The following is a 26,986-nucleotide window of genomic DNA, read 5'->3' on the forward strand; positions in this document are numbered from 1 at the left end:
TACAAATAGTTGATATTGTTATACTTTACAATTTCATTATCCCGAACTCAGGTTATTTAGCTCAAACCCTAAATGTTGCTATTTATCCTTTATCAACCCAACATTGATTGAGTTTTCTATCATTACTTGTACTGTGATCGCATAGTTGAATACAACTAGACTTAAGTAGTAACTGTTCATTTAACTAATAAGTGTACATAAACAAGTATTTAACTATTATCATAAGGTTAACATTCAACTTTACAAAAATTAACACTAGTTTTATATAAATAACTTAGGCATTATGCAAGATAGCTTGATAATAGCAATAATAAAAATGCAATGGATACAGTAAGATGAATAAAGATCTGTTCACTTGGTATACACAAAGCGATACACTTGCCGATTTAATAATAGGCCTACGCCTTGCGGAAAGTAGCGGTGCAAAAAGTTTATTACTATTAACGTGCAACCAAAACATTTATCCCGAGGAAGAGCTGTCTAGTTTATTAACCCATTGTAGTTTACCTATTTTTGGTGGTATTTATCCTATGATCACCTACCAAGAAACCCTACTGAAACATGGCGCTTTAATTATTGGCTTTAACCAAGCTTATAACGTGACACTTTTCGCTAACTTAGATCTTTGCAAAACTGAAGAGCATTTCGAAAGTGTGATAAATTCTCAATTATCCGCCACACAAGATTTTGCTCAAAATGACAGTTTTTTGATGTTTTATGATGGTTTAATGACCAACATTGAAGACTTTATAGATAGTTTTTTTGAGTGTTTAGACCACGGCATTAGCATTGTAGGCGGTGGAGCAGGATATATTGATTTTATTCAACGTCCCTGCTTGTTTACTAACCAAGGTTTAACTAGCAATGCGGTATTATTGGTTACTTTACCAAGCAAGTTAACAGCGCAAGTAGCGCATGGCTGGAAAACTTTTCAAGGACCTTTTTTAGCGTCAGAAGTCGAAGAGCAAACCATATTAAGTATAAACTACCAACCTGCTTTTGAATTATACTCCCAAACCATTGAAAACGAGAGTCAATACAGGTTTGCTGAAGAAAGTTTTTTCGATATTGCTAAGCACTTTCCATTAGGTATTGAAGATATTAATAATAATCTTACGGTGCGTGAGCTGCTTGTCACAGAAAATGGCGCTTTGCAATGCGCTGGAAAAGTTCCTATTAACTCTATGGTTTATTTACTTGAGAGCAACGTAAATAACTTAATTGAAGCTATTGAGACCGCAGCCATTGAGCTATATTCTACGCCAATTTCTACGCCAACAGAGGAAAATGAGCAAATATCTATGGTATTCGATTGTATTGGTAGAATGCTATATATGGGCGATGATTTTGGGAAAGAATTAGAGGCGATTAATAAACATAGAAATTCACCTGCTTTGTTTGGGGTGTTATCCATTGGCGAAATAGCCAATAGTCAAAGCGGTGCTATTCAACTGCTTAATAAATCAACCGTCATTAGTACTTGGTAGCAATGAGGAAGCAATGAGGAAGCAATGAATAAAGCACTCTTTATCATTTCATTACAGCATGAACTGGCTATGTCTATTGGTAACAAGCTTGACTTAAAAGCTATGTTGAAAGTATTTTTAAAAGTCTGCTTTAGTCGCCTTAATTTAACCAGTGGTCATATATTTATAAATTGCGATGACAATAATTTACCTAGTAAATTGACCTCGCTTGAACAAACCAACTATCTTCATTTACTCAGTATCCCCCAAAAAAATCAGGGACAAGCTTGGTCAGAAAATAACGAACTATCCTCTTTTGTTGAAAGCTTGAGTAATGCTCAGCAAAATATTTCTCAGCAATGTGAAAATGGTCGATATTTCTTTGGCTTTATTATTCCTGATCATGGTTTGCTTATTTTTGAAACCTACTATGTTCTTGAACTTGAAGTACAAAAAGCGCTCATACCTATTTTTCAAAAACTTGGCACAAGTTGTTATACCTCAATCATTCACGACTCGCTTGTCAAAGAGGTTCTCTCTAGACAGTTAGTTGAGGAAAAAGTCGCTTTTCAAGCACAACACGATGGTTTAACGGGACTGTTTAACCGTCAGTATATGAATAGCTTACTGGCCGAAGCAATAGAAGAGGCACATACTAATAACAAGTTTGGTAGTATTGTTTTTATCGATCTCAACCGCTTTAAACCCGTCAATGATGCTATGGGGCATAGTGTTGGCGACCAAATACTGCTCATCCTAGCTAACCGCTTGCAATCATTAAAGAGTGAACATATAGATGTTGCCCGTTTTGGCGGTGACGAGTTTGTTTTACTTATTAAAGACCTAGAGCACGACTACCAACAAACAGTTAACAATATAATTAACCAAATTAATGTGTTATTAGACATCCCCTTTGTTGTTAAAAATAATTCATACAAGCTAAATTGCAGCATAGGTTACGTATTCTTTCCTTTGCAAAGCAGTACAGTAAACAACCTAATTAAATTTGCCGATATTGCCATGTATGAAGCAAAACGAGCGAAAAGTCGATTTGGAAAACAATACACTCCATCAATGTCAGACAAGATTAAAAGACGTTTAGCGTATGTTGATGACATGAAACAGGGATTAGAAAATGGTGACTTTAAATTATTTTATCAACCACAATACAACCATAGTGGCAATATTATCGGCGCTGAAGCTTTATTACGTTGGCATCATCCTGTGCATGGAGTGGAATCACCCGCGGTGTATATTCCTATTGCCGAAGAAAGCGATTTAATTCTCAACATTGGTCAATGGGTACTTGAACAAGCTTGTCGTGACATTTACACCCTAGAGCAGCTTTCTTTGCCCGCAACATTTAAAAAAGTTGCGATAAATGTAAGCGCCAAACAATTAATTCAGCATGATTTTCAAGATAAAGTAATGCAAGCGATTAAGCTCAATAATATTGCCGCCGAGCACTTAGCGGTAGAATTAACAGAAAACTTACTAGTTGAAAATATTGAAGATTCAATAAAATTAATTGCCTCACTCAAAGCCAATGCAATAGATTGTAGTATTGATGATTTTGGTACTGGTTATTCGTCACTCACTTATTTAAAGCGCATTCCTGCAAGCGTTTTGAAAATAGATAGATCGTTTGTAGCTAATATTGAACAAAGTAATGAAAGTGCTGCAATTGCTAGTATGATCATCAGTTTAGGTAAAACACTGCATATGAGTGTATTGGCGGAAGGCGTAGAAACCAGTGCCGAATTTAACTGTTTAAAAATGCTCGGCTGTTATCAATATCAAGGGTATTACTTTCAAAAACCGATTCCTTTTGACGAGTTTGTTCAACTGTTAAGTAACCTGAATTCGGGATAAGCAAAATGCCACAACAGCCTTAATTATCCGTATTACTGCGTTACGAAAGCTCCCAATAACCCGTTATTGGCTTCGCTTTCCCGCCTTGTACTACGAATAATTAAAACTATTGTAGATACGTGAATACAAGTAGTTGATATTTTTATACTTTACAATTTCATTTACTTAACAGCAATGCTTAACCAATGATGCTGAGGCTATAGGTATTCAACAACAATACCAATAAATATCACCATGCCAACCCAATGATTATGTAAAAAGGCTTTAAAGCACGCATTTCTGTCACGATTTACAATCAATAATTGTTGGTAGCTAAATAACCCTGCAGTAATAATCAACGACAATTGATATGGCCAACCAAATGCCAAAATATCACCCACAGTCCACAGCAACGCTAAGGTGATTAATTGTAAAAAGCCAATAATACGCTTATCGTTTTCGGCAAACAAAATAGCGGTTGATTTAACCCCTATTTTTAAATCATCGTCTCTATCAACCATGGCGTACATTGTATCGTAAGCGACAGTCCAACATAGGTTGGCAACGAATAATAGCCAAGCAACTGCGGGAATTTCGCCCTGTGCTTCAGCGAAGGCCATTATAATTCCCCAGCTAAAAGCCGCCCCTAAAACAACTTGTGGTAAATTTGTATAGCGCTTCATAAAAGGGTAAAGGGAAGCAAGAAGTACCGCTACAACAGACAAATAAATAGTTGCCCAACTCAAGGTTAAGACTAAACCTAACGACATACCAATTAGAAAACCAAACAAGTTGATTGCTTGTATACTGGTCATCATACCATTCACTAACGGTCTATTTTTAGTACGTTCAACTTTGCCATCAATTTTTCTATCCGCGTAATCATTTATTACACAGCCTGCACTACGCATAAAAAACACACCTAAACTAAACACCAGTAACATGTGCATGCTCGGCCAACCATCACTTGCGATCCATATTGCCCAATAGGTCGGCCATAATAGTAAATATGTGCCAATGGGCTTATCCATTCGCGTAATTAACTTTATAGCTAACCACTTTTGCTTTAGTTCATTCAACATGTAAATTCGATACTCTTAATGCATTTTTATCGTTTTGATACTAAATTCATTATACGTTTTTGGCGTATAGTTCACTAATAGCGATTGTGATGATAAGCCAAAGCGCCTGGTAAAAAGACTTCAGCAACTAATAAAGGTTTATTTTCTAGAATAAAAATGGAACGACGTCCCCAAAGTTCTTTATTAATATCAATCGGCGTTTGTGCAACTGTATTTTGCTTGGCTAAACTGTCGGCCAACAATGAAATTCTTGATCCGACAGTAAAAGACGACACCTGTAACGCTTGTCGTTGCAAAGAGGGATTATTAAATAAAACCTGTCCTAGAGGCTGCGCACCTAAATGCCCAAGTACAACTTCTTTACCGGTTAAACTAGTTAACGGCAATAAACTACGGGCAAAAACTTGCGGTACATTATCACAAAATAACAAGACTTCTCGTACTAAAATAGGCTCTCCTACTTTAATTAAGTCACACGCTTCATCAGCAGTGCACAATTGTTCGACCTCACCAATCACTTTTACATGAAAAGTACGGCAATGACTTTTAAGCCTTGCGGTAAGTGAGCTCTCATCAAGCAGCCAACTTTTCAAATTTTCAGGTAATTGCGCGACTTGCTGATCATTAGGCGATTTCCATTGTCCTGATAAGGTAACTGGAAAATTTATACTGTCTTGATTCATATCGTTAATTTATTTAGCTTCTGGGTTCTGGGTATATTCTGGGTATAGTTAATTTGTAAAAAGCATAAGCAGTAAGAGTGTGCCTAGAACTACTTCATAATACCAGAGCTCAATTGTAAACTCATTCATGTAAACCTTTACGAATTAAAACTATGTAAGCGATACGACTATTAACTAATTTTCATACACTTATAAAATTCATTATCCAGAGTTCAGGTTATTTACTAAATTAATCAGGCAAAAAATATAAATAAGGGTATGATAAAGGTAAGTTAACTCTTTTCAATCAACTGTTATTTTATGTTTAAATATTTAAGTCTATTTTCATTATTACTCACCTTAAGCACCAGTGCTATATCAGTAAATGCGGGTAACTACGCTTATTATGGGTTTGAGCCTGACATAGTTACTAACTATGTAGCCTCCAAACAGAAAGTCGGCTACGTCCGCTTAACTGTTGAGCTAATGGTAGAAGGTGATAATTTAACTATTGTTGAGCATCATGCTCCTTTATTACGCGATGCTATCATCAGTATTATTGGTCAGCAGGAAGAAGCAAAAGTTAAATCAATTAAAGGTCGTTCTGATATTCAACTTGAATGTGAAGAGCAGGTAAAAGAATTATTAATTCAAGAAACAGGCGAACCGTTAGTTAAAAAATTACTGTTTACTCAATGGCTAGATAATTAGTCTTAATAACTAGCTCAGCTAATGAAGATAGAGCATGTGAGGTGTAACTAGCTACACCTCACATGCGATAACGTCTTTTAAATTACGAAAAAATTAATTCTGAAAAATCAACGCTCTCTATTTTCATCGCTTACACCGACAACCTTTACAGTATACAAAGCTAAAAAACACCCCGACAATAATCCCAACAAATGTGCAGTATTTGCTACATTGACCGGTAATAAGTCCACAAAACCCAGTACTAACCAAAACAGTAAAAAGCCTACTAAGGGTTTTGAAAGTGACAAGCCTCGTTCAGGTGCTAAATATCCAAACCACCAAACAAATCCAACTAAGGCATATACTACACCTGATAAACCACCAAAATTTGATCCCGACACTAGGTACTGCCCTACATTGGAGACAATAGCCGAAATTAGAAATAGATTGATTAAGGTCATTTTACCTAAAGTATTTTCAATGCTACCACCCAATTGCCACCACCACATGGTATTAAAAACAATATGTAGCCATGAAAAGTGAAATAGCGCTGGACCAATTAACCGTAACGGATCATGCAAAAAGGCTTCAACAGATAGTTGTGGGTAAAACTGTAAGCTATTAAAAAGTGTTTGTGCCCAACCAAGTTCACTGCCTAGAAAAACTAGCCAACAAACACTAAAAACAGCTAATGTAACGATACCAGCATGTGCTAAAAAGCTTTCTTTAAAACTATTTAACAAACTAAAATCACTTGAGGAAAGTGTAACTGTTTCGCCTCTGTTCCATGCCGCTTGCTGATATTTTTCTGCGTCTGGTTGTAAAATAAAAGCGTCGAATTCCGCTTTTGCTTGGGCAAGTTGATCCGCTGGGCAAAAAATAACATGCCCTTCTGTTTGGCTTGACTGTAATTGAGATTTGATACCTAAGGTTTGTAAATAATTACTAAACAATAAGGCAATATTTCGATCTTTAAGTTGCACTAAAGGTTGCAACGTATCTATATTTTCAGCGGACTCAAGTGACATTAATAACTATCGCTCAATTTCATTAGGAAATTGTGTTTCCCATTGAACAAAACCACCGTCGAGTGAATAAACATCAGTAAAGTCTTGGCTGATTAAGAATTCGGCTGCTTGTTGACTTGAAATTCCGTGGTAACAACAAACCACAACAGGTGCATCAAGATCTGCATCTCGTAAAAAATCAGGTAAGGTTTCATTCGAAAGATTAATGGCATCAGCAATACGCCCATTGGTAAATGAATTAGCGTCACGAATATCGACGACAACATGTGATTTATCGGCCAAAACGCTCTGTAAATCACTCACTGACATATGCTTAAAATTTGTATCTGACACGGGATATTCCTTATTAATTAGCTGCTATTAAAGCAGCTATTTTGAATACAGAGCGGACTTTTAATGCTCTTTCTTTAAGTTTGTATGTTAACGCATTTTTCTTTCATTAAAAATATACTTCCACGCTAAATCAAATAAACTTATTGTTATGCAAGTCAACTAAATTCTATAGACACTAGGGTTTCACGTTTAAAATGGTTAACCATATTTTTATAACGCACATTAGTAAAGCCTTTGATATAATCGATGCAGCAACTAATAATTGAGTAATATTTACCCACATGATTTCCTTACTAATTTACCGTGTTTTACTTTTATTATTATCCCCGTTAGTAGTTATTCTTTTACTAATTCGCTCTAAAAATAATAAAGCTTATCGTCAACGCCTATCAGAGCGGTTTGGATTCTTTCCTAATCAAGCGGCAAAACAAGGCGGCATTGTGGTTCACGCCGCAAGCGTTGGCGAAGTTATTGCCCTAAAAAGCTTTATCGAAAAATTATTACTTACTTACCCACAGTTACCTATTACTGTGACCTCATTTACCCCAACTGGCTCTGCACAAATAAATAAGTTATTTGGCGAACGTGTCCAGCACGGTTATTTACCTTTAGATTTATGGCCTTGTACCGTATTATTTCTCCGTCGCCTTAAACCAAAAACAATAATTTTTATGGAAACTGAGTTATGGCCAAATCTTATCGCTCAATGTTCAAAGCAAAAGATAAAATTATTGTTAATTAATGGTCGTTTATCTAAAAAATCACTCCACAGTTACGCTAAAATTTCTCCATTGATAACTCCCTGCCTGAATCGGTTTGATAAAATTCTTTGCCAAAGCCAAGAAAACCTAGAACATTTTTTGCAATTAGGTAGTGATTCAAATCGATGTATAAATAGCGGTAACCTCAAGTTTGATATCAGTATTAATAATCAAGTTATGGCTAAAAAAGCCGAGTTAAGTGAATTACTTTTTCAAACTACTGAATCGCACAACGCCAACGGTAAAAATGATAACAAACCTAACAGAACACTTTGGTTAGTTGCCAGCACCCACGAAGGCGACGAAGCTATAGCATTAAACGCTTTTAAAAAATTATTAATACAATATCCAGATCTACTATTGGTATTAGTGCCACGCCATCCTGAACGTTTCGATCAGGTTGCTAAACTTTGCCTTACACAAGGTTTTACCCTTGCTAGGCGTAGCGAAAATACTCAACTTAATAACCAACAAGTTTGGTTACTTGATAGTCTTGGTGAGTTAATGGCTGCTTTTGATTTAAGTAATATTGTTACCATGGGTGGCAGTTTTAGTGAAATTGGCGGCCATAATCCGTTAGAACCTGCTTTATTTGCTAAACCAATCATCGTTGGTCATAACATGAGTAATTTCAATGAAATAATGCAGCAACTTAGAGAAGAAGATGGCATTATTGAATTATCGATAAATGAGCCTGCTAATCAACTTGTTGAACAAGTCAGTAATTTATTACAACAACCGACACAGCAACAATTACTTGGTGAAAAAGCATTAAAAGTGGTGTTAGCTAATCAAGGGGCGAGTGAAAGAAGTTTAAATGAAGTGAAAAAACTGTTGTCTGCGACTACGAATAGCATAGAATCGAACCAATAAGTTTAACAATTTAATTTAACAGCTAATTTAACAGCTAAAGCATAAGGGATTACACGTGGCACAATCGGCAATTAACACAAAATTTACCACTGTTGAGCAAGGTAATATAACTTGTCTGTTCAATGAAACGTTAATTAATGATTTCACCCCAGACATGCTAAGTGCAAATTATTGGCAACAAAACCATGCAATAACTGGCTCAGCACAAGGTCGTGGTACAACTTGGTTTGTCGCTTACACTGATAGTAATGATAAGCAGCACGACTGGGTATTACGTCATTATTATCGTGGTGGTTTAATTGGTAAAATAATTAACGATTCATACTGGTTTGACGGTGTGAACAAAACACGCGCCGCACAAGAATTTTCATTATTACGTCACATGCAAACATTACAACTGCCCGCCCCTGAGCCGATTGCTTATCGTGTGATCAAGAAAGGGCCAATCTATAAAGCCGACTTACTTTCTAGTAGAATTAACAATGCCCAAGATCTTGTGGCGATATTAACTGAAAGAACATTAAGTGATGAGGTTTGGCACGAGATTGGCGCAACTATTAAGCGTTTTCATCACCATGGTATTTATCATCATGATTTAAATAGTCATAATATTTTACTTAACGATAAAGAGCAGGTATTTATAATTGACTTTGACCGTGGTGAATTACGCACCAATCCGGTTGAGACAAGTTGGCACAGAGATAATATGGCGCGTTTACAGCGTTCTTTTTTGAAAGAAAGAAAACAACTTGCAAAGTTTAATTTTACTGATAAAAACTGGCATACATTGCTCAATAGCTACTTTAATACCAAACCATAAATAGCTACTTCAATAAAGCACCATAAATAATTTAGTTAACCTGAGCTCGGGATAATGAAATAGAGTTAGCTAACTAGAATCAACTTAGCAGAGAAAATGATTCTACTAAGTATCCTGTAGAATCATTTTTTGTGAGCATTCAACTATTGTGATCATCAAACACAAGGTTAAAGGGGCGGTCTATTATGGTAAAGCATGTCCCCTGGCACTTAACCATAATTCATACCAATGCTCTCGGCTTAACGTTACATTATCAACCTCTGCACACGCTTTGATGCGCTCTACATTAGTTGTACCTATAACCGGTTGAATATTAGCTGGGTGGCGTTTTAACCAAGCTAGTACTACTGCTTCTTTACTCACTTGATAATCAGCAGCTAGTTTACCAATTAACTCGGCAGTTTTTTGGATATGAACAGGCTCGTTAGCAATATCACGCCCGGTAAACATCCCCTGACTCAAACAACCCCAAGATTGCAGCTGAATATCATTTTGTCGGCAATATTCAACTGTACCCGCGCCATAATTAACCACTGGCTCGCCAGAATTCCCTGAGGTTACGCCTTCTTCTAGCCAAGCTAAATGGCTTAAACTTAACTCAACTTGGTTAACCACCAAAGGTTGTGATAATGCAGAAGATAAATAAGCCATTTGATGTTGTTGCATATTAGAAACACCAAAGCTTTTCACCTTGCCACTGGCAATTAAGCTGTCAAAAGCTTGCGCGATTAACTCTGGCTCCATTAATGGATCAGGTCTGTGCAGCATAAGAATATCTAATTGCTCTATATTCAAGCGAGATAAACTATTTTCTACTGAACTGATAATCCATTCTGGAGAGCTATCATAGCGTTGTGGGCCTGAATCATCAGCAAATCGAATACCGCATTTTGATTGAATGGCAATTAAATCACGTAATTCGGGACGTGCTTTTAACACTTCACCAAACACTTGCTCGGCTTTACCTAAATTATAAATATCAGCGTGATCAAATAGCGTAATATTAGACTCAATAGCGGCATCAACCACATCATGTGCTTGTTGTATTTGCGCTGCGGTAATTGGGTTGTTATCCCAAGTTCCACCTAAACCCATACAACCAAAAGCAAGTGAACTATTGTTTTTGATCACACTCGTTAGTGGATATTTATTACCATTCATCAATTATTCCTCTATATTCGAATTAGATATCTGAAATTTTAATTAAAAAATAACTTGGCCAAATCTCTCTTACTTCAGACTCCCATTGTGGGTCAGGTTGTCCGCTCGCTGATTGTAACAACCAATATCTTGCCCATGTTCGTACCATTTTTCCCGATTTACTTAGCTTTAATGGCGAAAATCGACGTTGATACGAACGACCGTCATATTCAACAACAGCACCATTTTTCGCTCTTTTATATAAAAGATCCAAAGCGGTGCTAATAATTTCTACGGGGGATATTGCGAGCAATCCTTGTTTTTTCAAGCAAGCAAGGATCTCCGCTTTTTTCACACTCACCTGCATATACTCATCAATATGTGGAGTATAAACCATGCCCGTTAAGCCATAAATGGATCTACGCTCTCTATCTGCTAAAGCTTTTAACGGCGCAATTTTCTGGTTAATATCATACAGTTCACTGATATTGTGAAGCTTTGGGGGCAGTTTAGCCAATAGCTATACTCACTTATTATTTATCGGATGTGAAATTGATACATTAACGTATTAATTAACGTATTAATTAACGTGGTGGATCGATATTATTAGCGATACTATTATTTAAACGGAACCAACCAGCAATAGAGTATCTATCACGTTTTGCCGGTAACACTTCATGAGGAAATTCTTCACTTAAAAAAACCACTATAGTGCCAAAATTAGGAACAACGGTTACTTTTCTATTATCAATCACCGCTGAAGCAGATAGGTTTTTATCATAAATCACTAACTCACCACCGTCAGACGGTACCCAATTTTGGTTCAGATAAACCACAACCGATAAAACTCGATTGCCTTCACCTTTAAATGCGTCTTTATGGGTTTTATAAAAATCACCTTTTGCATAATGAGCAAAGTGACTTTCAAAAGAAAATAATCCTAAGAATAAATGCTTATTTAAATAAGATCTTAACGAGTCGGCCCAATCAATCCACGCACAACTCGCCGCACCTTGGTAAGTTATCCAACTAATCTCATCAGTACGAATAAAGTCGTTAACAACTAGATCTTTACTACGACCAACGCCGGCACGTTTAAATTTTTCGCTCGGCAATTCAAGAATATGTTGTGATAACAATAATGCTAAATTTTCAGGTAAAGCATATGGGCGAATACTATAACCCTTTTCAATAATATCATTGGATATTGATTCAAACAGTGCGGTATCGCCGCCAGAATGAATTACTTGAACTAAGCTCAATTACATTCTGCCTTAGCGGATAAAACTAACATTTTGTAGATCATTTAATAAGATGAGTAATAGCGCATAATACCATTTAGAATTAGTGTGCGTATAGCGATTAAGTAATACCGACTCCATTAATTAGATGAGCACATAATTAATCGGTCATCAATATTATGTAATCCGCTAAATTGTGTAATTAACTAAATTGTGTAATCAACTAACGCCCACCACTTCTTACCTGTTCTACTTGCTATCAATAACATCTACCGCGATTGCTGCTGCGCCAGGTCTACGTGGATCTGCCGCACCTAAAAATAAGCCATTAAATTTCATTATACTTTGTAAGCTACCTTGAGTAGCTGATTTTTTAACCACATAGCCACGAGCTTTTAATAAATCAACCGTATCTGCAGGTACATTTCTTTCAACATACAAAATATCTGGCTGCCACTGATGATGCACTCTTGGTGCTATCGTCGCTTCAAGAATATTCATGTCGTAATATAAAACATTCACTAACTGTTGAAACACTGCGGTAATTATTTTACTGCCGCCAGGTGTACCCGTGGCCAGATAAGGTTCACCATCTTTTAAAACAATGGTAGGTGTCATAGAACTTAACGGACGCTTGTTGGCTTCAATACTATTAGCTATACCACCAATTAACCCGTAACTATTAGGGCTACCTGGTTTCACCGAAAAATCATCCATGGTGTTATTTAATAAAATTCCAGTACCTGGAACCACAATACCGCTACCATAATAATGATTTAAGGTGTAAGTATTGCTTACTACATTACCGGCATCATCCATTACCGAGAAATGCGTTGTATCAGGGCTTTCATATTTTGCCGGCTCACCTTCTTTAATTTCACTAGAAGGCGTTATTTTGTAACTGTTAATACTTTTTGCTTGTGCTTGCGCATAAGCTTTACTGGTTAAGCCGCTACTTGGCACTTCAACAAAAGCAGGATCACCCAAAAAAGTACTTCTATCAGCATAAGCACGTTTAAAAATTTCAGCTTGCAGTTGGATTAAAGCCGCAGAGCCTTGTTTAATAGTTTTTAAATCAAATGTTTCCAATATATTTAACATTTGAATAAGATGAACACCGCCAGAACTTGGTGGTGGCATAGTTAAAATTTCATAGCCGTTAAAGGTGCCTTTAATTGGCTCTACCTCATTAACTTTATAATCGGTTAAGTCTTTTGCGGTAATAAGACCATCACCTTGCTGCATTGCAGCAACCATTTTTTTGGCAATATCACCCTGGTAGAAACCTGCTACACCTTGCTTCTGTAAATAAGCTAATGAGTTAGCCAAATCAGTTTGAATTAATACGTCACCCGCTTGATAAGGTTGGCAATTATCTTTTAAGAAAACCTTGCATGCTTCAGGGTTACTGGCTAATAGATCTAATTCTCGTGTTAATAAACGCTCCATATCATCGTCAACTACAAAACCATTACGGGCGAGATTTTCCGCAGGTTCTATTATTTCAGACCATGACATAGTGCCATAATTTTCAAGAGCATAATGCAAACCCGCTACTGTACCCGGTACACCTGATGCAGATAAGCTAGTGAGTGATTTGGCTTCAATTGGGTTGCCTTCTTGATCTAAAAATACATTTTTATAGGCTGCTGCAGGTGCAGTTTCTCGATAGTCAATTGCAATGGTTTTATCCTGCTCAGCTAAATGAACAAGCATAAAGCCACCACCACCTAAGTTGCCCGCTCTAGGTAAAACAACAGACAAGGTAAAACCAACAGCGACAGCAGCGTCCACAGCATTACCACCTTGACGAAGAATTTCAGCTCCTACTTCACTAGCAATACGCTTTTGACTGACCACCATCCCTTTTCTGCCAATAACAGGATGAGAAATATCTTTATAGTCAACCGCTTCCCATACCGGTGGTAAATCAATCGTTATAATTTCCTCTGGTGCTGTCACTGGCTTAGGCGTAGGTACAAGTACAGGTAATAGAAATAATGTATTTGCAACACTATGAGTAGTAGTAATGGCAAGTAAGCAACCAGTTAACGCTAATAACGGATTGCGAAATTTTATAGTGGTAAACGAATTTAACGGGAAATGATTATGTATTGCTCTTATCAGTTTATTATTCATCGTGATTCCAGTGATTTTACTAAGGATATTTATCCTGCAGAGAATATTCTATTTTATTGAGGTTATTCATACTACAAAGTATTTTATTCTATAATAGAGAGCTAACCTGTGCTTAGTTTTACTAATTCATCAATATGCTCTTTACATTCGCCACAACGCGGAAAAGTATAATTATATTGCATAATTTCATTGTATTCATTCTCACCATCTTCAATAGCTTGTTGAATTTGGTCGACATATAAATCGCTGCAGGTGCAAACGAGTGTTGGATCTTGTGCTTTTCGTGCTGTGTCCATTTTGACCTAAACTTAAACTTAAACTTAAACTTACACAGAGTTAGTGATACCAACGCGGTTAAACAGATGATCATTATACAAGTTAAAATAAGCCAGCTAATTAATGGAATTGATATTATCCATTTACACTTAACGATTAATTTTAAGTTGTAGCATGACAATTAACTATCTTTATGGTTTTTAGTGTACCAGTTTACAAAGGGTTGAGCCGTTACTCCATGAGCAATAATGCTGATGAATACTGTTACCATTACAGTAGCGTATATAGTTTCAAAGCCTGGAATTTCTCCTACTTCATGTAACACCACTAATACATATAAAATGGAAGCAATACCCCGGGGACCAAACCAAGCGATAAACGCCAAACTTGATAAATCTAGTTTTTCCCCCTCTAGCTTTGCGCCTATTAACGATATCATTACTGGTAACATGCGTAAAACGGTTAAACTTAATAATGCATAGACAACAACTTTTATTGTTACGTAATCAATTACTTGCGGTACAAATGCCAAGCCAAACAAGAAGAAGCTAATTAATATTAATAATTCTCCCTCACTTTCAGCAAAATCTTCAATATGATCTCGCGCATGACTGCTTGTATTACCAACTAAAAGGCCGGCAAAAAAGGCTGCTATAAAACCATTACCATGAAAGTTTTCAGCCAAATAGAATGCTAAGATAGCCAGTGCTATAGGAATTAAGTTCTGATAACTGTCAACCATCCAGTTTTTGTTAAGACTCGCTATCGATATTTTTGCGCCAATGTAACCAACTCCAGCACCAACTAGCGCCCCAAACCCCACTTGTTTTAATACATAACCTAACCAGTATGAATTTTCTGCTTCAGTATGATTAAAGTCACTCACAATTAAGACTAATACGGTAATCACTAGCGGAAAAATAATGCCATCGTTAAGGCCACTTTCTACATTTATACTTGCACGAACATCTTTTGGTACTTTAGGGTCTGTCACTACCGCCTTACCCAACGCAGCATCAGTTGGAGTGAGTAATAAGGCAAGCAGCAACATATATATGGCTGGTTCTTCAGGAAAAATAAACTGTGCGGTTACTGTGCCAAAAATAATAGTAAGCGGTAAACCAACCAGCAATAAGCGCGTTGGTACTTGCCAAGATTGGCGTAATAGCTTCAAATCTAATAAAGCCGCATCACTAAACAGTACTAACACCAAGGCTATTTCAACCACAACGGTTATAAATTCAGCATCAATATCCACATCACTAAAGTTAAGCCCTAAAGGTGAAAGCAGTAAGCCAACCCCGGCAAAAAGCATCGGCCCTGAAACATTAATAGAAGTTAATGCTTTTGATATATAACCGTAAAATAAAACCAATAAAGCAACAGTTAAAATGATAATGTGTTCGTTCATAAGTACTTATAATTCGTTTAAATATATTGGTTAATACAGCTAATAATGCCGTTCGCTATTTTAAGTAGATACCCACGTTTATCGAGGTATTAACTTAATAAAGTCTTGTTATTCGGCAAAATATTTATCGATTTTTTCGAACAGTCTACTTAATTCTTCTCGGCTTGGCTTTAAAAAACCATTAATATTATCAATTACCTCGGTACTTGATGCTTTAACCGTACTCCAAGCTTCATCGGCAATAAGAGAAGACTCAGATTTTGCTTGTTCCATACAAATATTAAAATCAAAGGTGAGGTTAGTATTATATAAAATGTTTTCTTCGTTAATTAACTCGCGTTTTTCTTCACAATACTCATTTAATTCAATATAAGTAAGAGTGCCTATAACTGCCACTGTACCTATAGTGGCAGCAGATATGGCAATAGCACCCACTTTCTTACCTGTGCGCTTAGCAAATTTTGTGGTCGTTTTAGTTTTTTTAGCTTTATGATTAGTTTTTAATTTATCTACTACCTGTTGCGATGCTTTTAATTTTGAGAGTTCAGCTATAGGTAGAGCCGCATACCCGAATACCCCCAAAAGGCTGCTAAAAAATAACTTACCGATAAGTAACAAGCTAACCATAGTTACAGAAAATGTTGAGATAACCGATTTAATCATCAGTACTTTTCCTTGAGGTTATATTGAGATAAGAGAAGAAGAGTAAATACAAATTTAGATTAAATACTCTACTGCGGTTATAAGCATGTATGCTAAAGTAACACTTTCAATATGAACAATCCAAATTCAGAGATATAAGCAGTGGAATATACCTTACTCACGATTATTTTAATTAATATTATCGTCTTAATCGGTAGTTTACTACAGGGACTAATCGGTTATGGCGTAGGTATGTTTTGTGCACCACTACTTTTTTTAATCAGCCCAAATTTAGTTCCTGCTCCCTTAATATTAATCTCAACCATTATTACCTTATACATGATGGTGCGAGATAGAGGTCATTTACAGTTTGAACAAGTTTCGTGGGCTATGTCAGGTGGCTTTTTGGGTGTTTTACTCGCCGGCCTCATACTTAAATTTACCTCTAAAGAACAGTTTGAGTTAGTGTTTGCACTGTTAATATTGTTTGCTGTTTTTATTTCGCTGCTAGGTTTTAATCCTAAAGTTAATAAAGTGACCAATGCAATAGCCGGTTTCACCTCTGGGTTGATGGGTACAATTACCGCTGTTGGCGGACCTCCAATGGCACTGCTTTACCAAAATGGTGATATTAAAAATATAAAAGCCAATCTTACCGCTTTTTTCTTATTTTTAAATATAATCGCTTTAATCACCTTAGCATTAGTAGAGCAAATTTCGGTTAATACTTTTATTACTGTTGGCCTAACCTTACCTGGTATTGCGGCAGGCTTATATATATCAAGTAAAGCGCATCATATTATGAAGGCACACTTGATTAGACGCTGGATTTTAGCCCTGTCTGCTATCACCGCAATTATCGCCATAGTTAGGTATTTTAATTAACTTCAGCTCGAGTTAGTTAATTTAACTTCTACTCAAACCTTGTAATCATCTCAATTAGTGAGATTTGAAAGTAATACCTACAATCGCCAATTATTCCTTATTTTTCTTCATCCTAATTACAACTTCAATATTCCTTCATTTAGTAATTATCAAGAATATTGTTATTTAATGTTTAATTTTATAAACTTAATGTTAAGATATGTTATATCATAACATTAAGTTTATAAAATAACCCACCAACAAAACATTAATTAACCCTAAATTAGGATAATAAGGAAAACATCTAATGAAAAAATCATTTCAACTTAATCTCATTGCGATTTCTATCGCGACACTTTTACTAAGCGGTTGTAACGACACCGAAGGCAGTGTAGGCGAACTATCAGAGATTATTGATGAAGATGACGGCCATGAACATGAAACTGTTGAATTAGAAGGTCGCTTAGCGGTATTGTCTGCGGACAGTGATCAAGCTGTTTTATTCGGTTTAACTGATGGTGAATTACTTGATACATTTTCATTAACTTACGACAGCAATACGTTAACCGCTTCTGCTGATTACCGTTACGCTGTTATTGCTAGCAGAGCAAACAACTACATTGGTTTTATCGATAGCGGCATTTATCAAGAAGATCATGGCGATCATTTACACCCTTACGAACAAGCACCAGTAATGCTTGATTTTACATTAAATGGCAACAGTCCTACGCATATTGTTAAACACGATGGCAATATGATTGTGTTTAACGATGGTAATGCCGATGCAGGTATTTCAGCCTCAGTACAAGTATTAACCGATAGCGATATTAGTAGCGAAAGCACTGAAATACCACAACTTGATTATACAATTAACATGCACGGTGTTGCGAAAATACAAGGTGAATACTTATTAAGTACAGTGCGCCGCGATGAAGCTGAAACAACTTCTGCGGGTACGTTACCTGATCAAGTGGGTATCTTCCATTTACACGATGGCGAATATGAGCAAGAAGGTGTGTTAGAAGAAAACTGTCCAGATTTACACGGCGCCGCACAAAACCATGAATATGTAGCTTTTGGCTGTACCGATGGTGTATTAATCGCGCATCCACATGATGACGAATATCACGCCGAAAAAATCGCTAATATTGATGAAGTAGGTGATGCACGTATCGGCAGCCTTTACGGTCATGAAGAAAGTGATTCTATGATTGGTATTGCTTCTGGGATGTTATTTGCAATTAATCCCGGCGTAGCTTCAATGGAAAAACTTGAATGGCAAGTTGCAGATGGTGTTGCTGCAGTATCTTATGGTTTTTCGCATGAAGCGGAATACTTTTTAGTATTAGATAATGCTGGTTTTCTTAATATTCTGAGCGCGCATGACCATGATGGTGAAGCACATTGGGAACTAGAAACCAGCATCGATATTTCAGAAGAAGATGTTTCAACCATGCCTGAAGGCCTGTCATTCAGTATGACGGCTGCACAAAATGGTGACTACGTTTTTGTGGCTGACCCTATTGCTAAGCATATTCTACAAATAGATCTTGAGACAAAAGAAATTATTGGTGATATAGAAACAAGCTTCACGCCTAAATCATTAATTTGGTTAGGCCTTGCTGAAGAAGGTCATGATGATGATGAAGAACACGCACATTAATTTAATGCATAGCTAAACATATTTTTGCTTAGAAAGCCTTAGAGAGGTTTCGTGATATTTAGGAGCCTCTCTTTTTTATTTAGAACTCACCAATACGAATACAATCAAATCAAAAACGATGTTAAATTTATCGTTCGTGATAAAAAAATAAAGCTGTAATACACCTTTACTGTTACAGTACTTACATTAAAGTTAACAAGACAACAATATGAGATAATGCTAAATATAAGCAGTAATTATCGCATTACCTATCTAAAATATAATATCTATTAAATCGCCAATAACTAAGTTTGAGATTAAAATGAACAACCTTGATGAAATTATCAATCATGCGGAACAATATTGTAGTAACCACGGGGCTCGTTTAACCCCAAAAAGAAAACAAGTATTGTCGTCGCTAATTCAGTCTCAAAAGGCGTTATCTGCTTACGATTTAATAGACTTATTCGAAAAAAACTTCGGTGAAAAAATTCCCGCAATGTCGGTATACCGTATTCTAGAATTTCTCGAAGGCGAGCATCTTGTACATAAATTAAATTTAGCTAATAAATACGTCGCTTGCTCGCACATTACATGTGATCACGCTCATGGTGTACCGCAATTTTTAATTTGTGGCACTTGTAATGACGTAAAAGAAATCACTATTACCAAATCAACCATTGATGAACTTAAAGAAAATATTGAAGATGCTGGCTTTCATCTTGTTAGTCCACAACTAGAAATGAATTGTATTTGTAACGGTTGTGCAACAAACGCCGCAAAGCATGACCAAAAGTAGTTTAAGTAATAAAATACTTTCCGTTCCAACCCATATCATTACTGGCTTTTTGGGTGCAGGAAAAACCTCTACTATTCTCACCTTATTAGCGAATAAACCCGCCAACGAAAGATGGGCGGTATTGGTTAATGAATTTGGTGAAATTGGCGTTGATGGTAGTTTGTTAGCCGGACAATTCGGTGAAGAGCAAGGGGTATTTATCAGTGAAGTACCTGGCGGTTGTATGTGCTGCGCTGCAGGTGTACCAATGCAAATTGCTTTAAACAAATTACTAAAACATGCCAAACCTGACCGATTATTGATAGAGCCGACAGGGCTTGGTCATCCTAAAGAAGTATTACAAGCGCTTTCTGCTCCGCACTATCAACAAGTATTGAGCTTACAAAAAACCTTAACCCTAGTTGATGCTCGTCTATTAGCTGATACACGGTATACCAGTCACGATATATTTAATCAGCAAATTGCAATCGCGGATATTATTGTTGGCAGCAAAGCTGATTTGTATCAAGAGTCAGATAAAACACGTCTTGTTGAATACATTAAAATACACGGCAAAAATAAGGCATTAACTAATACCCCAAGTAACGTTCAAGTAGTGTTTGCACATAAGGGCGAACTATTACTTGGCCAACAAGAAAAAGCTTTTTCTAATACAGAGTTTGATAATCTAGCGCCCGCCCCACTAGCAGATAAAACAGTAACGTTGAGCTTATTAAGCCTCTTGAATAAGAGTCAACCAACTCCTGCTGTAAAACCTTTTGCAAAGTCTATATTTACGCTTGCTTCAATAACCCCTGAAGCTATTAATATTAAAGGTAGTGAGCAACAAAGCATTAATCATGATAATGATTTCAGCACTATAGGTTGGCGCTTCGATGCTACTACCGTCTTCAATTACGAACAATTACTTACTGTGCTAAATAGTATTGATGTAGAGCGCTTAAAAGCCGTTTTTTATACCAATCGAGGGATTTTTGGTTATAACATCGCCCGTGATGACGTGAATGAAAATGACGCTAAAGAAATGCTAACAGAAGTTAGCTTAACTAATGCAATTGATAGTCGCATAGAACTCATTATTCGCAAACTAGATGACACTGCACAAAAGAAAACGGCAGATGACATAAAAATAAAATTAATGCGGTGTATGCTAGCGACTTAAAACCTCAAGCTTAATAATAAGCTCTATTTAATAATAACTTAACCTCAGAACGGGTTAACTTAAACCTACAATCAAATAGAGCCGATTAATGCTAATTAATGCCCGTTAATCAATTCAAAGGTGTTATAACATTTTACTTATCTCGAGTTCAGGTTATTTACCTTGATTGAAAACCAGAGTTGCGGTCACAGGTACTGCTGAAGCAATTGAAGATAACCCAGCTAACTCACGTAGTTTTTCAATACCTGCTAATAACTTAAAATCACTGGCATTAACAATTATCGGCGCAGTTGTATTAACCACTAAAGTATCTTTATTATTTTTAAATATTTGTAGCTGCGTTGAATAAGACTTGGTTTCACCATGCAGGGTAAGCGCCAAATCGACATTTTGCACGGTAACTGTACCCACAGGAGATGCGTTAACTTCATCTAGAGTAATATCGGTAGTAATAGTCGCTAAAGGAAACGTTTCAGTTTCAAATAACACTGTTTTCATGCGCTCATCACGAATTTCTATTGCGGTTGAAACACTGTTTAAATCAATAGCTACTGTGGCAATATTTTTATCATTTACCGAACCAGTTAATTGATTAAAGTGATGTACTTCAGCAATTGTATCCTTTTTAATTGAAATAAAGTTCACACTTGATTGTTCGCTATCAAGTGACCAATTAGCGCTAGCTACTGTAGAAAATACACAAGCAAGAGCCATTGCACCAAGTTTGTAATATGCGCTATTTATAAAAGAACGTTTCATCATAAGACCTTTTGATTATAGTGAGTGTGTTTAAAGCTCAGTTAATTTAAGCTAAGCGCTAAGTTCAGCTAAGCTTTGTTGAATTAGCTTAAATCGACTATTTATCGTTAGTAAATCAAGAGAGTACTCGAAGCGCTTTTTTTATTCAAATGTTAATAAGCATTAACCTTAATTAACTGTAATTACCATAACCTAATTCAAATAACTCAACCAAATAACTTAACTAAATAACTTAACTAAATAACTTAACTAAATAACTTAACTAAATAACTTAACTAAATAACTTAACTAAATAACTTAACTAAATAACTTAACTAAATAACTTAATTAACCCCAGCCCAGGTTAACCACTTGAACAAGATTGCAAAACACCTCATTATTTACCAGCAGAAAAATATCTTTGGTAGAGGGCAAGATGAAAAAAGTGAGTGAAGTTTTTTGGCAGTTTTTAATATTAGGTTGTCTGAGCTTTGGCGGTCCTGCTGCGCATTTAGGGTATTTTCAAACAGCATTTGTACAAAAGCTTAAATGGTTAGACAACAGCGCTTATTCTAGATTAATTGCTTTGAGTCAATTTTTACCTGGCCCTGGCTCTAGTCAGGTAGGCTTTGCCATTGGCTTACGCCGCGCGGGGATTTGGGGCGGCATAGCCGCATTTGTCGGCTTCACCCTACCCTCTTTTTTGTTAATGTATTTTATTGTTCTCGCCAGCACAGATTTTGCTACAAATGACATTTTATCAGGTGTTATTCACGGATTAAAATTACTAGCCGTGGTAGTCGTTGCTGATGCTACTTACACTATGTTTCAAGCCTTTTGTAAAGAAAAACTGGCTATTGTTATTGCTGCCTTTACAGCTATTTTTTTATTGTGTATACCAAGTTTAAGTATTCAAATTTTTGCTTTGCTAATCGCCGCATTAGTGGGTGCTTATTATGGTGTTCCTAACAAAAGTGGTGCTCCTAGCAAAAGTGGCGCTCCTAGCAAAGCAGTTAAACCAGCTAAACAAGGTATTAAACTCTTACCTTTAGCACTTTTTATTGCTCTATTAGTTGGCTTACCTTTTGTTGCTTATCTATCTGCACCTGTCGGTATTTTTACCGACTTCTATCAAGCCGGCAGCCTAGTTTTTGGTGGCGGACACGTAGTATTACCTTTGTTACAACAAACCCTTAGCGAGACGATTTCTACCGACCGATTTCTACTTGGTTATGCAACAGCACAAGCGGTTCCAGGTCCTATGTTTACCTTAGCGACATTTCTAGGCGCTGAGTTATCACCATCACAACAACTGTTAGGCGCCTTACTCGCCACCCTAGGTATATTTCTTCCGGGATTATTATTGGTATTAAGTTTTCAAGGAGCGTGGGAGTCACTAGCAGCCAAACCCAAAGTTGCCGGAGCTTCTTGGGGGATTAATGCCGCAGTGGTTGGTTTATTATTCTCAGCATTTTATAACCCTATATTCACCAGTGCTGTTGCTACCCCCATTGATATGGCGATAGTTGTTTTAGGCCTACTGCTTATGAAAACCATGAAAACGCCAATTATATTCATGGTTATTGGCTTTGCAGGTTGTGGCGTGCTGCTACAGCTTTAGTACGATTAAGAATTACCACCTAGCCGATAGCAAGATATTCAGCCCGCCAACACCATCCATGAGAAAACCTCATCAATAAATGAATTTAAATCAATTTTATTCATGTAATTATCCGCGTATAAATCACTCTAGGCTTTTAGCTCACTGCAAAATTATCGTTAACCTTTAAACGAATTGGCGTCATTTTCTATGCTTTTTCGTGGCAACGAGGTAAATAATTTTCACTCAATATAAAGCGACAAGAGCAAATAACAAACTTAGATTTTATCTCAAGAAGTTTACAGAAATAGGATACTTAGCCATGAAAAACACAGATTTTATATTCACCATTAACAAAGTTTGTCTCGATGAAAATTACCAACCGTCAGACAACACGCGCGTTACCACTAACTTCGCTAACTTAGCTAGAGGTAAGAGCCGTCAAACCAATTTACGCAATGCCTTAACCATGATTGATAATAGTTTCAATGCGTTAACTCATTGGGATAATGCCAATGGTGATCGTTACTCTGTTGAGCTTGAAATTGTTTCTGTTGATATTGATATTGAAGCTAGCGGTCAGTTTTTCCCATCAATTGAAATATTGAAAACCAATATTGTCGATCACAAAACCAACAAGCGTATTGAAGGTATTGTTGGTAATAATTTTTCCTCTTACCTGCGAGATTATGATTTTAGCATCTTGCTATTGGAACATAATAAAAACCAAGCCCAATTTAGTATTCCTGATAACTTTGGTGAACTACACGGAAATATATTCAAACATTTTGTTAATTCAGATACGTACAAACAAAATTTTGCTAAGCCTCCAGTCATCTGTTTGAGTGTTTCTGACACTAAAACCTATTACAAAACTGAAAACCAGCACCCTGTATTAGGCTTTGAATATCAGCCGAACGATTCATCTTTAACAGAGCAATACTTTAAAAAGATGGGCTTGCAGGTTCGTTACTTTATGCCTCCAAACAGTGTTGCGCCTTTGGCTTTTTATTTCTTTGGTGATTTATTGGCTGATTACAGCAACCTTGAGCTTATAAGCACCATCAGCACTATGGAGACATTTCAAAAAATTTATCGACCAGAAATTTATAACGCCAACGCGGTGGCAGGTAAGTGTTACAAGCCAAGCTTAAAGAACCCTGATCATTCATTAACACAAATTATTTACGACAGAAATGAACGTAGCAGCTTAGGTATTGAGCAAGGCAAGTTTGCTGAACAACACTTCATCAAGCCATACCAAGATGTTCTTCAGCAATGGTCTAACAACTATGCACAATAAGAATACGCAATAGAAGCACGATGAAAGGTGCAATGCGTTTATAACGAAAAATGAGAGATGAGAGATGATTTATTATGACAACACTTGAGAATAATACCCAGCCAACAAAAGCACAGAACCAGAAAGCGCTTTTTAATAAATTATTACTTCCTACGTCAACCGCAGGTAGTTTGCCTAAGCCTGCTTGGCTTGCACAACCTAAAACGCTTTGGTCTCCATGGAAATTACAAGATGATGAACTGATCACCGGCAAACAAGATGCTTTATGCCTGTCACTGCAAAATCAGCAACAAGCTAACATTGATATTGTTAGTGATGGCGAACAAACACGCCAACATTTTGTGACCACCTTTATTGAGCACCTCAACGGCGTTGATTTTGAGCAACGAAAAACGGTTAGAATTCGTGATCGTTATGACGCTAGTGTACCAACCGTTGTAGGACCTGTCTCGCGTCAAAAATCGGTTTTTGTTGAAGATGCTAAGTTTTTACGCCAGCAAACCAATCAGCCGATTAAGTGGGCTTTACCAGGTCCTATGACCATGATAGATACTTTATATGATGATCATTATAAAAGTCGTGAAAAACTAGCGTGGGAGTTTGCAAAAATACTCAATCAAGAAGCAAAAGAATTAGAAGCTGTCGGTGTTGATATTATTCAATTTGATGAGCCTGCCTTTAACGTATTTTTTGATGAAGTAAACGACTGGGGCATTGCCTGTTTAGAAAGAGCCATTGAAGGGCTTAAATGTGAAACCGCGGTACATATTTGCTATGGATACGGTATTAAAGCTAATACTGATTGGAAAAAAAGCTTGGGCACTGAGTGGCGTCAATATGAAAATGTATTTCCAAAGTTGCAGCAATCCAACATTGATATTATTTCACTGGAATGTCAAAACTCGCATGTACCAATGGAGTTAATTGAACTACTTCGCGGTAAAAAAATAATGCTTGGCGCTATTGATGTAGCAACCGATATTATTGAAACACCCGAAGAAGTAGCTAACACCTTACGAAAAGCACTTAAATATGTAGATGCCGACAAACTTTACCCATGTACAAACTGCGGTATGGCTCCCTTGTCTCGCCAAGTCGCCACGGCAAAATTAGAGGCATTAAGTGCAGGAGCTTCCATAGTTAGACAAGAGCTTTCAAAAAAACACTTTAAAGAACGGGCAAGTGTGTTCTAAATAAACAGCTGAAGAAGTTAAGAGGTTGCGATTTTATTGACTCAATCCCACAATAAAACCGCAATCCCCACCACTTACTATTCACTAATATTAAAGACGCAGATTAAAGAACCAGTTGCGCCAGCATGCGCAAACCAGTAAAAAGCAATACTAACGCAAAAACTCTTTTAAGTTTTATCGCATCCAACTTGGCTGCTAACGACGCACCAACAGGTGCAAATAATACCGTTAACGGTACAATACAAATAAAGCCAATAATATTAACTAAACCAAAAGTACCTACGGGTGCATCAGCGGGTGTATTACCCAACACTAACATTGTTAATGCGCCAGGTAATGAAATAATTAAACCGATAGCCGCTGCTGTGCCCACAGCTTTATGTGCAGGATAATTATATAAAGTAAGCAAAGGTACAGAAATAGTCCCCCCACCTATACCTACCATTGAGCTGAAAAAACCAATAGATATACCCATAACTGTTTGCCCTGCTTTACTAGGCAATTGCGAAAATAATGCGGGCTTTGACGTTCTGAACATCATATTTAATGCGGACAAGGTCGCGATCACACCAAATAACATTGTTAGTACCGTTCCCTCTACACGTGTTACCAACCAGCTACCCGCCAATACACCGATTAAAATAAATCCCGCCCATTGTTTAAGTAAATCGAAATCGACATTATCTTTGAGATGGTGAGATCGAATTGAACTAATTGACGTAGGCACTATGGTAGCCAGCGAGGTTGCAGTTGCAACTAACATGGCAGACTCTGGCGACACACCAAAACTCTGAAATAAGAAAAACAGCACAGGTACAATAACAATACCACCACCTACTCCTAACAACCCAGCCAAGATACCAGCGAATATCCCCGTGGCAACCAAGGCAAAAAAGGTGCTGATATTACTTGTTATAAATTCAATGCTATTCATTAATGACTTCTTATATTTGATTGACGAGTGAAATAAGTAACCTGAGTGTATTTTACTCATATATAAGTAATGAATTAAAATGGTATTAATTCATTACTTTATGAATAAAGTTAATTATTACATGATTAAATTTACTGGCCAAATACTGTCTTATCGCCTATTTTTCTATACACAGTAAATAGTGTCATATCCCCAAAAAAACACATTAACTCTCGCTATGCATGGTGATGGGGCTATTCATAAAGAAAAGTTCAAGACCGTCTAATCAACTTAACAAAGGCGTATTATACCAAATTGATTAAGTTCTTTCCCACTCAGCGAGAATTAAAAGGTTTA

The 26,986-nt window shown here is 36.7% G+C and carries 25 protein-coding genes; 12 read left to right on the plus strand and 13 right to left on the minus strand.

The features are described from left to right. The first annotated feature begins 335 nt into the window (after nt 1–335). Both CWS31_RS16080 and CWS31_RS16085 read left to right on the plus strand, forming a co-directional pair. Nucleotides 336–1,487: an FIST signal transduction protein gene (locus CWS31_RS16080; RefSeq protein ID WP_101344779.1), complete on the plus strand. Its 1,152-nt coding sequence runs from the start codon at nt 336–338 to the stop codon at nt 1,485–1,487. Between the two features lie 24 nt (nt 1,488–1,511). Continuing rightward, on the plus strand, nt 1,512–3,338 hold the full coding sequence (locus tag CWS31_RS16085; RefSeq protein WP_101344780.1) for a putative bifunctional diguanylate cyclase/phosphodiesterase: 1,827 nt from the start codon (nt 1,512–1,514) through the stop codon (nt 3,336–3,338). A gap of 197 nt (nt 3,339–3,535) precedes the next feature. Here the strand turns inward: CWS31_RS16085 and ubiA are convergent, their stop codons facing one another. Together ubiA and CWS31_RS16095 are read right to left on the minus strand one after the other, a co-directional pair. Beyond that, nucleotides 3,536–4,399, minus strand: a complete 864-nt coding sequence (gene ubiA / locus CWS31_RS16090) for a 4-hydroxybenzoate octaprenyltransferase (protein ID WP_101344781.1) — start codon at nt 4,397–4,399, stop codon at nt 3,536–3,538. 74 nt (nt 4,400–4,473) lie between these two features. Beyond that, nucleotides 4,474–5,082 carry a chorismate--pyruvate lyase family protein gene (locus CWS31_RS16095; protein ID WP_101344782.1) on the minus strand — a complete coding sequence of 203 codons (609 nt, stop codon included), beginning with the start codon at nt 5,080–5,082 and terminating at the stop codon, nt 4,474–4,476. A gap of 300 nt (nt 5,083–5,382) precedes the next feature. Between CWS31_RS16095 and CWS31_RS16100 the strand changes: the two genes are divergently transcribed. Beyond that, the gene (locus CWS31_RS16100; protein ID WP_101344783.1) at nt 5,383–5,772 is read left to right on the plus strand and encodes a flagellar basal body-associated protein FliL; all 390 of its coding nucleotides are present in this window, start codon (nt 5,383–5,385) and stop codon (nt 5,770–5,772) included. A gap of 107 nt (nt 5,773–5,879) precedes the next feature. Here CWS31_RS16100 and glpG read toward each other — a convergent pair whose 3' ends face one another. Further along, nucleotides 5,880–6,779: a rhomboid family intramembrane serine protease GlpG gene (glpG, locus tag CWS31_RS16105; RefSeq protein ID WP_101344784.1), complete on the minus strand. Its 900-nt coding sequence runs from the start codon at nt 6,777–6,779 to the stop codon at nt 5,880–5,882. 6 nt (nt 6,780–6,785) lie between these two features. After that, a complete protein-coding gene (gene glpE, locus CWS31_RS16110) occupies nt 6,786–7,088 on the minus strand; it encodes a thiosulfate sulfurtransferase GlpE (protein WP_211355855.1) in 303 nt (100 codons plus the stop codon). 305 nt (nt 7,089–7,393) lie between these two features. Between glpE and waaA the strand changes: the two genes are divergently transcribed. After that, nucleotides 7,394–8,746, plus strand: coding sequence for a lipid IV(A) 3-deoxy-D-manno-octulosonic acid transferase (gene waaA, locus CWS31_RS16115; RefSeq protein WP_101344786.1), 1,353 nt, complete (start codon nt 7,394–7,396; stop codon nt 8,744–8,746). A 55-nt stretch (nt 8,747–8,801) separates the two neighbouring features. After that, nucleotides 8,802–9,566 (plus strand): 3-deoxy-D-manno-octulosonic acid kinase, encoded by a 765-nt coding sequence (locus CWS31_RS16120; RefSeq protein ID WP_101344787.1) that lies wholly within the window; start codon nt 8,802–8,804, stop codon nt 9,564–9,566. 183 nt (nt 9,567–9,749) lie between these two features. Here CWS31_RS16120 and CWS31_RS16125 read toward each other — a convergent pair whose 3' ends face one another. The 7 genes from CWS31_RS16125 to CWS31_RS16155 all read right to left on the minus strand — a co-directional run bounded on the left by CWS31_RS16125 (nt 9,750) and on the right by CWS31_RS16155 (nt 16,436). Beyond that, nucleotides 9,750–10,727 carry an aldo/keto reductase gene (locus CWS31_RS16125; RefSeq protein ID WP_101344788.1) on the minus strand — a complete coding sequence of 326 codons (978 nt, stop codon included), beginning with the start codon at nt 10,725–10,727 and terminating at the stop codon, nt 9,750–9,752. 22 nt (nt 10,728–10,749) lie between these two features. Then, on the minus strand, nt 10,750–11,223 hold the full coding sequence (locus CWS31_RS16130) for a hypothetical protein (protein WP_101344789.1): 474 nt from the start codon (nt 11,221–11,223) through the stop codon (nt 10,750–10,752). A 67-nt stretch (nt 11,224–11,290) separates the two neighbouring features. After that, nucleotides 11,291–11,968 carry a 2OG-Fe(II) oxygenase gene (locus tag CWS31_RS16135; protein ID WP_101344790.1) on the minus strand — a complete coding sequence of 226 codons (678 nt, stop codon included), beginning with the start codon at nt 11,966–11,968 and terminating at the stop codon, nt 11,291–11,293. A 228-nt stretch (nt 11,969–12,196) separates the two neighbouring features. After that, complete coding sequence (ggt, locus tag CWS31_RS16140; RefSeq protein WP_101344791.1) at nt 12,197–14,086, minus strand: gamma-glutamyltransferase; 1,890 nt, start codon at nt 14,084–14,086, stop codon at nt 12,197–12,199. 101 nt (nt 14,087–14,187) lie between these two features. Next, nucleotides 14,188–14,382, minus strand: coding sequence for a (2Fe-2S)-binding protein (locus CWS31_RS16145; RefSeq protein ID WP_101344792.1), 195 nt, complete (start codon nt 14,380–14,382; stop codon nt 14,188–14,190). A 161-nt stretch (nt 14,383–14,543) separates the two neighbouring features. Continuing rightward, on the minus strand, nt 14,544–15,773 hold the full coding sequence (locus tag CWS31_RS16150; protein ID WP_101344793.1) for a cation:proton antiporter: 1,230 nt from the start codon (nt 15,771–15,773) through the stop codon (nt 14,544–14,546). Between the two features lie 108 nt (nt 15,774–15,881). After that, nucleotides 15,882–16,436 carry a hypothetical protein gene (locus CWS31_RS16155; protein ID WP_101344794.1) on the minus strand — a complete coding sequence of 185 codons (555 nt, stop codon included), beginning with the start codon at nt 16,434–16,436 and terminating at the stop codon, nt 15,882–15,884. Nucleotides 16,437–16,577: 141 nt separating this feature from the next. On the opposite strand from CWS31_RS16155, the gene CWS31_RS16160 reads away from it, so the two are divergent. From CWS31_RS16160 to CWS31_RS16175, 4 genes are all read left to right on the plus strand, one after another. Then, nucleotides 16,578–17,300 carry a sulfite exporter TauE/SafE family protein gene (locus tag CWS31_RS16160; protein ID WP_101344795.1) on the plus strand — a complete coding sequence of 241 codons (723 nt, stop codon included), beginning with the start codon at nt 16,578–16,580 and terminating at the stop codon, nt 17,298–17,300. Between the two features lie 286 nt (nt 17,301–17,586). Further along, the gene (locus CWS31_RS16165) at nt 17,587–18,942 is read left to right on the plus strand and encodes a 5-methyltetrahydrofolate--homocysteine methyltransferase (protein ID WP_101344796.1); all 1,356 of its coding nucleotides are present in this window, start codon (nt 17,587–17,589) and stop codon (nt 18,940–18,942) included. 301 nt (nt 18,943–19,243) lie between these two features. Then, a complete protein-coding gene (locus CWS31_RS16170) occupies nt 19,244–19,720 on the plus strand; it encodes a Fur family transcriptional regulator (RefSeq protein ID WP_101344797.1) in 477 nt (158 codons plus the stop codon). Next, nucleotides 19,707–20,882, plus strand: a complete 1,176-nt coding sequence (locus CWS31_RS16175; RefSeq protein ID WP_101344798.1) for a CobW family GTP-binding protein — start codon at nt 19,707–19,709, stop codon at nt 20,880–20,882. Before CWS31_RS16170 ends, CWS31_RS16175 begins: the two co-directional genes overlap by 14 nt. A 153-nt stretch (nt 20,883–21,035) precedes the next feature. On the opposite strand, the gene CWS31_RS16180 is transcribed toward CWS31_RS16175, so the two are convergent. Continuing rightward, nucleotides 21,036–21,641, minus strand: a complete 606-nt coding sequence (locus tag CWS31_RS16180; protein ID WP_211355854.1) for a YceI family protein — start codon at nt 21,639–21,641, stop codon at nt 21,036–21,038. Between the two features lie 415 nt (nt 21,642–22,056). Between CWS31_RS16180 and chrA the strand changes: the two genes are divergently transcribed. From chrA to CWS31_RS16195, 3 genes are all read left to right on the plus strand, one after another. After that, nucleotides 22,057–23,241: a chromate efflux transporter gene (gene chrA / locus CWS31_RS16185; protein WP_101344800.1), complete on the plus strand. Its 1,185-nt coding sequence runs from the start codon at nt 22,057–22,059 to the stop codon at nt 23,239–23,241. 301 nt (nt 23,242–23,542) lie between these two features. Then, nucleotides 23,543–24,523, plus strand: a complete 981-nt coding sequence (locus CWS31_RS16190) for a DUF1852 domain-containing protein (RefSeq protein ID WP_101344801.1) — start codon at nt 23,543–23,545, stop codon at nt 24,521–24,523. A 74-nt stretch (nt 24,524–24,597) separates the two neighbouring features. Then, nucleotides 24,598–25,716, plus strand: a complete 1,119-nt coding sequence (locus tag CWS31_RS16195) for a methionine synthase (protein ID WP_101344802.1) — start codon at nt 24,598–24,600, stop codon at nt 25,714–25,716. A gap of 103 nt (nt 25,717–25,819) precedes the next feature. Here CWS31_RS16195 and CWS31_RS16200 read toward each other — a convergent pair whose 3' ends face one another. Next, nucleotides 25,820–26,650, minus strand: coding sequence for a sulfite exporter TauE/SafE family protein (locus CWS31_RS16200; protein ID WP_101344803.1), 831 nt, complete (start codon nt 26,648–26,650; stop codon nt 25,820–25,822). Nucleotides 26,651–26,986 lie beyond the last annotated feature (336 nt).

It is taken from the genome of Colwellia echini (assembly GCF_002843355.2).
In the GTDB taxonomy this organism is placed as follows: Bacteria; Pseudomonadota; Gammaproteobacteria; order Enterobacterales; family Alteromonadaceae; genus Colwellia; species Colwellia echini.